Origin of the sequence: Candidatus Pedobacter colombiensis (genome assembly GCA_029202485.1) — a bacterium.
GTDB classification, from domain to species: Bacteria; Bacteroidota; Bacteroidia; order Sphingobacteriales; family Sphingobacteriaceae; genus Pedobacter; species Pedobacter colombiensis.
Window position 1 is genome coordinate 2,393,481 of the sequence record CP119313.1, and the last position, 11,791, is coordinate 2,405,271.

The 11,791-nt window shown below is 39.7% G+C and carries 6 protein-coding genes; 3 read left to right on the forward strand and 3 right to left on the reverse strand.

The features are described 5' to 3' along the window. Positions 1-69 precede the first annotated feature (69 nt). Positions 70-5,652, forward strand: a complete 5,583-nt coding sequence (locus tag P0Y49_10175) for an MG2 domain-containing protein (protein WEK21503.1) — start codon at positions 70-72, stop codon at positions 5,650-5,652. Positions 5,653-5,666: 14 nt separating this feature from the next. Next, complete coding sequence (gene pbpC / locus P0Y49_10180; GenBank protein ID WEK21504.1) at positions 5,667-8,057, forward strand: penicillin-binding protein 1C; 2,391 nt, start codon at positions 5,667-5,669, stop codon at positions 8,055-8,057. A gap of 2 nt (positions 8,058-8,059) precedes the next feature. On the opposite strand, the gene P0Y49_10185 is transcribed toward pbpC, so the two are convergent. The 3 genes from P0Y49_10185 to P0Y49_10195 all read right to left on the reverse strand — a co-directional run bounded on the left by P0Y49_10185 (position 8,060) and on the right by P0Y49_10195 (position 10,177). Then, on the reverse strand, positions 8,060-8,749 hold the full coding sequence (locus P0Y49_10185) for a lysoplasmalogenase (GenBank protein ID WEK21505.1): 690 nt from the start codon (positions 8,747-8,749) through the stop codon (positions 8,060-8,062). Positions 8,750-8,866: 117 nt separating this feature from the next. Further along, complete coding sequence (locus P0Y49_10190; protein ID WEK21506.1) at positions 8,867-9,172, reverse strand: RNA-binding protein; 306 nt, start codon at positions 9,170-9,172, stop codon at positions 8,867-8,869. Positions 9,173-9,325: 153 nt separating this feature from the next. Continuing rightward, entirely contained in the window at positions 9,326-10,177 is an 852-nt protein-coding gene (locus tag P0Y49_10195; GenBank protein ID WEK21507.1) for a dienelactone hydrolase family protein, read from the reverse strand. 399 nt (positions 10,178-10,576) lie between these two features. Between P0Y49_10195 and P0Y49_10200 the strand changes: the two genes are divergently transcribed. Continuing rightward, positions 10,577-11,782 (forward strand): pyridoxal phosphate-dependent aminotransferase family protein, encoded by a 1,206-nt coding sequence (locus P0Y49_10200; protein ID WEK21508.1) that lies wholly within the window; start codon positions 10,577-10,579, stop codon positions 11,780-11,782. Positions 11,783-11,791 lie beyond the last annotated feature (9 nt).

The window sequence follows — 11,791 nt, forward strand, 5'->3', positions numbered from 1 at the left end:
ATAACATTTTAAAATATTCTACAATATTTTATTAATTTTTGTAGACATCTATCATCTTAATTGAATCGTATGAAAACTACCTCGCCCTCATTTTTCCAGAAAAACAAAGGAGGTTTTGTTATTGGTCTAGTGACTCTGGTCCTGATTGGAATAGGCGCTTTCTTCTTTTTTAAGAAGTCAAAACCTAAAGATTATAATCAGCAATATGCTAAATACATAGAAGCCTATACCTCGGGTACAGTTTCTAAAAAGAGCTTTATCCGTGTACATCTCGCTAACCAGGTCAAAACAATGAGTGATATTGGTGTGGCCGATAGCAGGGATTTGTTCAGCTTCTCTCCTGCTGTAAAAGGTAAATCCTATTGGATTGACGCACAAACGGTCGAATTTAGACCTGAGGAAAGCTTGAAACCCGGCGAAACGTATGAAGCTACTTTTAATTTAAACAAGGTTACCGATACCGAAGAAGGACTGGAATCATTTGAATTTGATTTCAGAGTAATTAAACCTGGAATGTTTTTAACTCAAAATGGACTTGTTTCACAAAATAATACTTCATTGGATTATATGAAACTGAGCGGCGAGATTTCTACTTCAGATCAGGAAGATACCAAGCTGATTGAAAAGGCTTTGAAAGTTGATTTTCCACAATCACTTAAAGTAAAATGGCAGCATAACCCAGCTAAAAACACCTCTACATTTACTGTAGACAGTATCAAAAAAACTAAGCAGGAAAATAAGTTAAAGCTCCTTTGGTCTGGCGAACCCATTGCCGCAGATAGCAAAGGTGAAGAAACTGTTACTGTACCTGCTATTGGTGTATTTAAGATTTTGAATATACGTGCAGTTCAAGAGCTTGAAGATTATGCACTGGTACAATTTTCTGAACCTATAAGTGTTGGTCAGGACTTAAACGGACTAGTTTCCTTAGCAGGATTAACTGATTTGCGCTTTACTATAGATGCCAGCCAAATCAAAATCTATTCGCCCAATACACTGGAGGGAAATTATTCGCTCACTGTAAATGAGGGAGTGGAAAATATAAATGGCAAAAAACTACAAGCCGCTAAAACAGCCAATATTGTTTTTGAAAACAAACTGCCTTCGGTAGTCATTGCCGGCAGCGGTACCATTATTCCAAATTCCGGTAAGCTCGTGCTTCCATTTGAAGCTGTTAACCTAAAAGCAGTAGATGTAACCATCATCAAGATTTACGAAAATAATATCCCACAATTTTTTCAGACTAATAATTATAAAGATGGTGGTGAATTGCGTCGTGTAGGTAAGCCTGTTATTCAGAAAACCATCAGATTAGACGAAGACAAGGCTTTGGATTTACATAAAAAGCACCGCTACACTTTGGATCTGGACAAGATCATTCGTACGGAACCGGGTGCTATGTACCGTGTAACTATCGGTTTCAGAAGAGCATATAATGTCTATAAATGCGCAGAAGCCGAAGCTGCAGTGGGCGACAGTGAAAATGAATACGAACGTTATGGCGAGAAAATTGATGAGGACGACGAGTTTTGGGAGCGCTACAACAGTTATTACCCTAATAATTACAGATGGGAAGATCGTGACAACCCTTGTACCCCATCCTACTATACAAATGAACGTTGGGCAAGTCGCAATTTAATAGCTTCCAATATTGGTCTGATTGCCAAAAGAGGCAACGATAACAGTATGTTAATCATTGCTACTGATTTGCTGACCGCAAAAACATTAAGTGGTATTACGTTAGAATTGCTGGATTATCAGCGTCAGGTAATACATACGGTAACAACAGATGCTGATGGCATGGCTTCCTTTGATTTGAAGAGAAAGCCCTTCTTGCTGGTCGCTAAAAATGGCAAGGAACGAGGTTATTTGAAGCTGGATGATGGAAACTCACTCCCATTGAGCAGATTTGATGTTGGTGGTGATGTGGTGCAGAATGGTCTTAAAGGTTTTATATATGGAGAAAGGGGCGTTTGGCGTCCCGGTGATTCAGTATTCCTTTCCTTTGTTTTGGAAGACAAGCTAAAGAAATTACCAGGTGCTTATCCGATTACTTTCGAGTTCTATAATCCTCAGGGACAATTGATCAAGCGCAGCATCAACGGTAAACCTTTAAATGGTTTTTATGCTTTTAAAACAGCTACAGAAAGTACTTCACCAACTGGTAACTGGTTGGCAAAGGTAAAAGCAGGTGGTGCTACTTTTACTAAAACCATTAAAATTGAAACTGTAATGCCAAACAGGCTCAAGATCAATTTCGACATTGGCAACCGTACATATTTAGGTTCAGGCGGCCCTTCTACAGCTACCCTATCCGCTACATGGTTGTTTGGTGCTGTAGGGAAAAACCTTAAAGCTAAAGTTGATGTGAACCTGAATACCATGAAGACCACCTTCAAAGGTTTTGATAACTTCACTTTCGACAACCCGACAATAGTATTCCAATCGCAGGTAAAAACCATATTCGAAGGTACTTTAAGCGAAAACGGTACTGCAACTATAAATACCAACCTGAACGAGAACAATAGTGCTCCAGGAATGCTTAAAGCTAATTTTACGACTAAAGTATTTGAGGCAGGTGGTAATTTTAGCATTGATAATTTCAGTATCCCGTATCATGTTTACTCCAACTATTATGGGATTAAAACCCCCGAAGGTGAAAAAATGAGTGGAATGCTATTTACCGGGCAAGACCATAAGGTTGATATTGTAAATGTAGATCGCGATGGTAAACTATTACAAGGAAATAAAAACGTTGAGGTAGAGCTTTATAAAGTGCAATGGCGTTGGTGGTGGGAACAGGACAATGAAAACTCCTTTGCCAACTTTACTCAAAATTCTTATAACAAACTGATTAAAAAGGAAAATGTAACTTTATCTAATGGTAAAGGTAATTGGAAATTTAGAATAGATGAACCAGAATGGGGTCGTTACCTGATCCTGGTAAGAGATTTAAATGGTGGTCATGTAACCGGTAAATCGGTATATATTGACTGGCCGGGATGGGCGCAGCGTGAGCAAAGTAGCAACCCTACCGAAGCCTCTATGCTTTCGTTTACTGCCAATAAGACTAAGTTTCAGGTTGGCGAAGAAGTAGTGTTAACCATCCCATCGGGTGATGGTGGCAGAGCTTTAATCTCCATTGAAAATGGCAGTAAGGTATTAAAGACCTTCTGGACAGATACTAAAAAGGGACAAACACAGTTTAAGTTCAAGGCCGAAAAAGAAATGGCTCCGAACGTATTTGCAAATGTAACCTTACTACAACCACATGCACAAACTGTAAATGACCTACCTATACGCATGTATGGCGCCATTCCCCTAATGGTTGAAGATCCTCAGACCATATTGAAACCGGTCATTAAAATGGCCGATAAGTTGAAGCCTGAAACAGAAAGTACCATTACAGTTTCTGAACAGAATGGAAAAGCAATGACTTATACCGTTGCACTTGTAGATGAAGGTTTACTTGACTTAACGAGGTTTAAAACTCCTGATGCTCATGCTGTATTTTACGCACGTGAAGGTTTAGGTGTAAAGACTTGGGATCTGTTTGACTATGTATTAGGTGCATGGGGTGGTAATCTGGAACGCATCCTGAGTATTGGTGGTGATGGTAGCATCAACAGGAATCTGAATCCAGCCAAAGCCAATCGCTTTGTGCCTGTTGTAAAATATTTAGGACCATTTGCTTTGGCTAAGGGTGCTTCACAAACGCACAAATTTAAACTTCCACAATACATAGGTGCAGTAAGAGCAATGGTAATTGCTGGTCAGGATGGAGCTTATGGCTCGGTAGAGAAGTCCGTGCAAGTTAAAAAGCCGCTAATGTTACTAGCCACTGTGCCGAGAGTAATCGGACCAGGTGAAAGTTTTACATTGCCTGCAACTGTGTTTGCTACAGAAAACAATCTGAAAAATGTTACTGTACAACTGCAGCTGCAAAACTTACAGGTACAAGGCAATAAAACGGTTCAGCTTACCTTTAAACAGCCGGGTGAGCAAATGGCTTACTTTGAGGTTAAAGCGCCTGAAATGACCGGTATTGCTAAAATAAAATTGATAGCCCAAAGTGGTGCGGAAAAAACGGCTTATGATGTAGAACTTGACATTCGTAATCCGAATCCTTTTGTAACCAATGTAACTTCGGCAGTTTTAGAGCAAGGTCGACAATGGGCTACTAAATATCTTCCTGTAGGTATGGTTGGTACCAATTCGGGCAGTGTGGAGGTTTCTTCTATCCCACCTATCAATCTAAAAAAGCGCTTAAGCTATCTGGTACAGTATCCACATGGCTGTGTAGAACAGACAACATCCGGAATTTTTCCACAGTTGTTTTTAAATAAGCTGACTCCATTAACGGAACAGCAAAAAGCAGAAACAGAACGAAATTTAAAGGCAGGTATCAATAAGTTGCGCGGTTTCCAGACTACAGATGGCGGTTTGGGTTACTGGCCAGGTGCAAGCAGTTCTGATGAATGGGGAAGTAATTACGCTGGCCACTTCCTGGTTGAAGCGCAGAATGCAGGTTATACAACCCCGGTTGGTATGTTGGACGAACTGCTTCGTTATTTAAAGGTTAAAGCCGCTAACTGGTCGCCCAATAGCAATAATTTTTATGGCGGCGATCTTTCGCAATCTTACCGTTTGTATGTACTTGCTTTAGCCAAAAGAGCCGATATGGCTGCAATGAATAGATTGAGGGCATTTCAGTATCTTTCTGTAAGTGCTAAATGGCGACTGGCTGCCGCATATAAACTTGCAGGACAAACTGATGCGGCCAGCAACCTAATTAAAGATTTATCTACTGAAGTGAAACCTTACAACCAATTGGGCGGCACTTATGGTTCTGACATTAGGGATGAAGCGATGATATTGGAGACTTTAACGTTGCTGGGGCGTAAAGCTGAAGGAGCAAAAATGGTTCAATCTTTAGCTATTAAACTAGGTAAAGACGATTGGTATAGCACACAGACTACCGCCTACAGCTTGCTTGCTATTGCTAAATTCTGCGGTGCCAATACCGCTTCCAATAATTTACAATATAGCTATAGCATTGATGGAAAAAGTGGCAAAGTAAATTCAAACCAATTCCTGAATAGTACAGCGTTAACTTTTACAGGTGGTAATAACGTTACCGTTAATAATAACGGTAAAAACGTGTTATTTATACGCTTGATTTTGCAAGGACAACCGGCAGCAGGACAAAATAACTTCCTGCCTAATAATCCAGAGGTATTGGACATGAGTGTTAGTTATAAATTGTTAAATGGCAAACCACTAGATCCTGCTGTATTGAAACAAGGAACAGATTTTTATGCTGAGGTAGTAGTTAAGAATCCTGGAAAAATGGGCTATTATGAGCAAATGGCTTTAACACAGATTTTCCCTTCAGGTTGGGAGATCATCAACACCAGGGTAAATGACAACGAAAGCATTCTTGCTGCCTCACCTTATACTTATCGTGACATCAGGGATGACCGGGTGTTTACATATTTCAATTTAAGAGAGAGCGAGACTGTTACTTACAAGGTATTGTTAAATGCTTCCTACATCGGCAGGTACTATTTGTCGGCAGTACAATGTGAAGCGATGTACAACAATAGCATAAGTGCTACTGAAGCAGGGAAATGGGTGCAGGTGATTAAATAGGATTTGACCTTATAATGTTCAAGAAACAAAAAGCAATCCTGATTTCCGATGTCATTTGTCTGCTGCTCCTACTTTGGTTTTGGTTTGCTTTGCCATCCCGGTTGTTCATCAACCCAACTTCTTATGTGGTTGAAGCTTCCAATGGGGAATTGCTGAGTGCATCAATTGCTAAAGATGGGCAATGGCGTTTTCCAGTGGCAGATACTGTTCCGCCAAAGTTTGCGCAGTGTATTGTGGCATTTGAAGATAAGCGTTTCTACCAGCATCCGGGTATAGATCTGCTGGCGATAAGTAGAGCTATGCGGCAAAACATAAAAGCCAAAAGTGTAGTCAGCGGTGGCAGTACGCTTACCATGCAGGTAATTCGGTTGTCTCGTAGAGAAAGCAGATCTATAGGTCAAAAACTGATAGAAATGTTGCTCGCGTTACGATTGGAAATCAGTCACTCTAAGCAGGATATTTTAAACCTATACGCTGCTAATGCGCCTTTTGGAAGTAATGTAGTAGGAATTGAAGCTGCTTCCTGGCGCTATTTTGGGAGAAGCCCGGAAACACTATCCTGGGGTGAAATGGCTACCTTAGCTGTATTGCCCAATAGTCCTTCGTTGGTACATCCGGGCAAGAACGCTGTTAAGCTGATTAAAAAGCGTAATGATTTATTGGATAAAATGGCAGCCCTGAAATATATTGATCAGGCTACAGCTAATTTATCCAAACTAGAACCAATTCCCGGTAAACCTCAGCCTTTGCCACAGAACGCCCCTCACCTGCTTAATCGTTTTAAAACTGAACGTAGCATATTGAACAGCAAGAGTACAAGGATTACATCCACATTAAATTACGATTTACAACTGAAGATAAATTTCTTACTTAAAAGGTATAACAATCGCTATAGGGCTAATGACATCAATAACATTTCGACCTTGGTGCTGGATGTAAAACAAGGAACAGTATTGAGTTATGTGGGTAATATTTATCAACCTGAGAACAAGGAGCTGGAAAGTCATGTAGATATGATTAAAGCGCCACGCAGTCCGGGTAGTACATTAAAACCACTCCTATACGCCAGTATGATGAACGATGGGTTTATACTCCCAAGAACATTGATTCCCGACATTCCAACCCAAATTGGTGGCTACTCACCACAGAACTATGATTTGGGTTATGACGGTGCTATTCCTGCTGATAAGGCTTTGAGCCGTTCCTTAAATATCCCTGCAGTTAAGATGCTCCAAAACTATAAGTATCAGCGCTTTTATGATCAGTTAAAAAAGCTTGGTTTCAGTACGCTAAATCAGCCTGCAGATCATTATGGCTTATCACTTATCCTTGGCGGCAGTGAGGTCACAATGTGGGATCTGGCAAAGACTTACATGGGGATGGCCAGGACCTTAAATCATTTTAACGATTACAAGGGAAAATATAACCCGCATGATTATGATCCACCAAGCTACATTAAAGGCAAGAATGATGAGCGTAAAGGATATTTTGGAACATACGAGACGCAGGTAAACGCCGTGTTGGATCATGGCGCAATCTGGAATGCCTTCAATGCTATGGAAGAGTTGATGCGCCCGGGTGAAGAAGGTTTATGGGAACAGTTCTCTTCTTCACAAAGACTGGCCTGGAAAACCGGAACGAGTTTTGGCTTTAGGGATGCCTGGGCAATTGGACTAAATCCCGACTATGTGGTTTGTGTTTGGGTGGGAAATGCTGACGGTGAAGGCAGACCAGGTTTAACCGGCATTGACGCGGCTGCACCTGTATTGTTTGATGTTTTTAAGTTGCTACCTAATGCAAGCTGGTTTCAAGCACCTAAAACCAAGCTTAAAAAAATGCGGGTATGCCGGCAAAGTGGTTACAAGGCCGGCGAGTACTGCAAGGATGTAATAGAAGAACTGGTATCTCCGGCAGGAGAAAAAACAGCACTTTGCCCATACCATAAATTAATTCATCTGGATAAAACAGGAAACTTTCGTGTCACAGATGCTTGTGAAGCTACTGCTGATATGCTGCACGTACCATGGTTTGTACTACCACCAACCATGGAATATTATTATAAGATAAAAAACAGCGATTATAAATTGCTTCCGCCTTTTAAGCCGGGTTGTGATGCTGAAGGAAATAATTATGTAATGGATATGATCTATCCTAAGGACAATGCAAGTATTTATGTACCGGTAGAGTTTGATGGAAGTCGCGGAAAGGTGGTTTTAAATGCTACACATCGCAATGCGGATGCCAAGATTTACTGGCATATTGATGGTGAATATATAGCTACTACAAAAAATTACCATCAGCTGGCTGTTAGTCCGCCACCCGGAAAACACACGCTTACACTTGTGGATGATAAAGGTGAAAGATTGGTACAGACCTTTACAATTTTAGATAAAGAAAAGAAATAAAATTAGCTGGTATGAATAAGTTTGCGTTCTACAGCACCAATAGTAATCAGATACTGGGCAATCATATAGGTCGCCATGATCCAGGTACCAGAGTGATCGATGTGTTGTACAAATTTATTGTAAGCTAGAATTGAGTCAGACAGCAAGAATACCATTGCTCCAAAAAGGATGAGTTTAAAGCTGGGGCTGTTAACGCGAAGATTGCGGAAACTGGCCATCATCATCATCATGCTAATCGCGAGAATATAGACCATCACTGGGAGTTTCATCACTCCAAGGTGTGGTCTTAAGTAAAAATAGAAGCTAATGGCAACAATTGCGCAAAGCAAAATAGCAATCCGAGCTCCTTTTTTATCCAATTCCGGTGCTGATTTAAAGTCGAGGTAAAATGCCCTGATGTAGAAAATATGACAAAGTAGAAATGCGCAAAGACCGAACATAAAATAGGATTCGTCTTTCGCTGCGTAAATAAGTAATACATCACCTGCCAGGGCAAAGATCAATCCGGTGAACAGGCGCTTATGGAAACGGCCCTTTAATCCGGTACTTATGTACAGCATGATGAGTAAGGACAGTACAATGCAGGGTTTTATAAAATAAGCCAGATTACCACTGCCTTTATCCCCTAAAGTAAGTTGCAGGATAAAGATCAGTCCAAATATGATATTAAACTTAGCGTATTTTTTCAGCATTTGTCCTTTCTAATTTTAAGACAGACGGCACCTATACCAAAAAGCAGCAATTACGACATAAGTCATAACTGCTGCCCTATATAGATTGATACTATAGAATCTGTAGAAAGAAAAAGCCTAGTAGCTTTTTTCTGTGCGGTTGTTGCGTCTAAAGCCACCACCAGCGCCACCGCCTGTGTTTGGTTTTTCTTGCGCTTCAGCAACCTTAATACGGTTACCGTTGTAATCACCACCGTTCATACGTTTGATCGCTTCTTTTGCCTCTTCTTCAACAGGCATTTCCACAAAACCAAAACCACGACTTTGACCAGTCTCACGATCTTTGATTATCCTAAGTGATTTTACTTGACCGAAATCACCAAATACGGCTGTTAATTCATCTTCCCCTACTTCTAAAGGAAGGCCTGTAATAAATATCTTCATTAATGTTTAAAAATTTGTACAAAAGTAAGCATTTTTTTGCTAAAATTCATGTTTAGTGTCAGTTATAAGTATAATTATCTGACAAACGTATAAACACGTGCGAGTTAAATTTGTTTTGCAACTATTGATTTTAATGAAGATTTTTATTTTACATCAGGCAAGTTTAGCCTTAAAAAGTGAGATAGTTCTTTGCCATGCAAGCTTAGCGGCAGCCTCATTATACCGGGTTGGTGAAGTATCGTTATTGAAAGCGTGATTTACGCCTTCATACATAAACAACTTATAATCAATATGATCTTTTTTTAATGCAGCTTCGTAAGCCGGGATTCCAGCATCGATTCGTTCATCCAGTCCTGCATAGTGCAGCATTACGCTCGCCTTTATTTTGGCTACATCTTCTGCTTTAGGTTGTGCGCCATAATAGGCAACTGCAGCACGTAATTTTGGATCAGCAACAGCTAATTGATTAGCCATTCCTCCACCCCAGCAAAAACCAACACAGCCTGTTTTGCCATTTCCATCTTTCCTTTTGCGTAAATATTCCAATCCCAATAAATAATTCTGAAGATTTTTCGCAGGATCTAACTTACCAATCAGATCACGTGCTTTGTCTTCATCAGCGGGTGTACCCCCAAAAGGTGATAAAGCATCTACTCCTATCGCCAGAAATCCTTCGCTTGCAACCCGCTTAGTTACCTCTATAATATGTGGATTTAGCCCTCTATTTTCATGAATAACGAGTACGCAGCCCAGCTTTTCTTTATCTTTAGGTTTTGCCAGAAATGCTTTAATTTCACCATCAACTCCTTTATAAGTAATGGTTTCCGTATGTAAGTGATCGTCATTAATCGTTGCGGCCGTCGCATAATTGTTTTCCAGCAGCGGTAAAACCGATAAGGCCAATGCTGTACTCCCGGTAAGAATGGCCAATTTTTTCATAAATTCTTTTCTACTGATGCCGCTGTGTGTGTATTCATCATACAGCGTAATAATTTTCTGATCCATAAGACATATTTTAGCGTAAAAAAAGAATACAATATAAGGTTTATTTGGGAGTTGATAAATGCACTTTTTCGTACTTATTAAAAATAGTTGATTCCAATTTGTCTGATTTTTGCAAAAGAGTTCTTACTTTTAGCGGATTATTATGGGTCAATTTTGAATAAATTATAAGAAAATTGTAAATTTTGTTTTAAAAAGTAATATATTCAAACTTGGTTCACTTCAAGTTTTGTTTTCTGTATTTATGATCTTAGCTTTGGGGACTTTTACAAATTGACAAAATTGTTAATTTAGTCAGTAAAAAAATAATGGGGTTTTATTAAAGACAGAACAAATAATGCCTCATATAAAAATATAATATCAACTAAAGAGTTCTGTGATCTAAACATACAAAGTACCAGCATGCGTAAAAAATTATACGATAGGATAGCAGCTTTTAAAGACGCTACGGCAATTAAGGAAAAAGGTTTGTACCCTTATTTCCGTGCAATTGAATCAGGCCAGGACACAGAAGTCGTAATAGACGGGAAAAAGGTACTGATGTTTGGCTCTAACTCCTATCTGGGTTTAACTAATCACCCTAAGATTAAAGAAGCTTCCAGGGCTGCAATCGATAAATACGGGACAGGTTGTGCTGGTTCAAGATTTTTGAATGGAACATTAGATATACATATTGAATTGGAAAGAAGGCTTGCTGCTTATGTAGGCAAGGAAGCTGCTGTTCTATTCAGTACTGGTTTTCAGGTTAATTTAGGGGTGATCTCCTGCTTGTTAGATAGAAATGACTATTTAATCCTCGACGAATATGATCATGCTTCTATTATAGATGGTAGTCGTTTGTCTTTCTCCAGATCTATAAAATATGCCCATAATGATATGGATGATTTGCGCAAGAAATTGAGCAGATTACCTGAGGATGCTGCAAAGCTGATTGTTGCGGATGGTATTTTTAGCATGGAAGGTGATTTGGTAAACTTACCGGAAATTGTAAAAATAGCACATGAATATGGTGCTAACATTATGATGGATGATGCGCATAGTTTGGGCGTTATTGGTTTTAATGGTTCTGGTACTGCTTCTCATTTTGGCTTAACGGATGATGTTGACCTTATTATGGGTACTTTCAGTAAATCACTAGCTTCATTAGGTGGCTTTATTGCCGGTACCGAAGAAACTATTGAATATGTAAAACACAGAGCACGCTCTTTAATGTTTAGCGCAAGTATGCCTCCTGCTGCTGTTGCAAGTGTAATTGCTGCCCTTGACATTATTGAATCTGAGCCTGAGCGTATAGACAAATTGTGGGCAAACACAAACTACGCTAAACAATTGCTTGTTGAAGCTGGATTTGATATCGGACATACCGATAGCCCTATTATTCCAGTTTACATCAGGGATAACGACAAAACCTTTATGGTTACAAATATCCTAAGTAACAACGGAATTTTTGTAAACCCGGTAGTATCGCCCGCTGTACCATCTGATTCATCGTTAATCAGGTTCTCTCTAATGGCTACACACACCTTCGAGCAGATTGAGGAAGCTGTTGAGAAGCTATCAGCCGCTGCCAAAGAAGTCCAGGTAAAATCATTCCAGGAAACGATATAAAATATCTAA

Excerpts from the sequence above, each read along its gene's own strand:
- pbpC (WEK21504.1), top strand. The coding sequence starts at position 5,667 with ATGTTCAAGAAACAAAAAGCAATCCTGATTTCCGATGTCATTTGTCTG.
- P0Y49_10190 (WEK21506.1), bottom strand. The coding sequence starts at position 9,172 with ATGAAGATATTTATTACAGGCCTTCCTTTAGAAGTAGGGGAAGATGAA.
- P0Y49_10175 (WEK21503.1), top strand. The coding sequence starts at position 70 with ATGAAAACTACCTCGCCCTCATTTTTCCAGAAAAACAAAGGAGGTTTT.
- P0Y49_10200 (WEK21508.1), top strand. The coding sequence starts at position 10,577 with ATGCGTAAAAAATTATACGATAGGATAGCAGCTTTTAAAGACGCTACG.
- P0Y49_10185 (WEK21505.1), bottom strand. The coding sequence starts at position 8,749 with ATGCTGAAAAAATACGCTAAGTTTAATATCATATTTGGACTGATCTTT.
- P0Y49_10195 (WEK21507.1), bottom strand. The coding sequence starts at position 10,177 with ATGGATCAGAAAATTATTACGCTGTATGATGAATACACACACAGCGGC.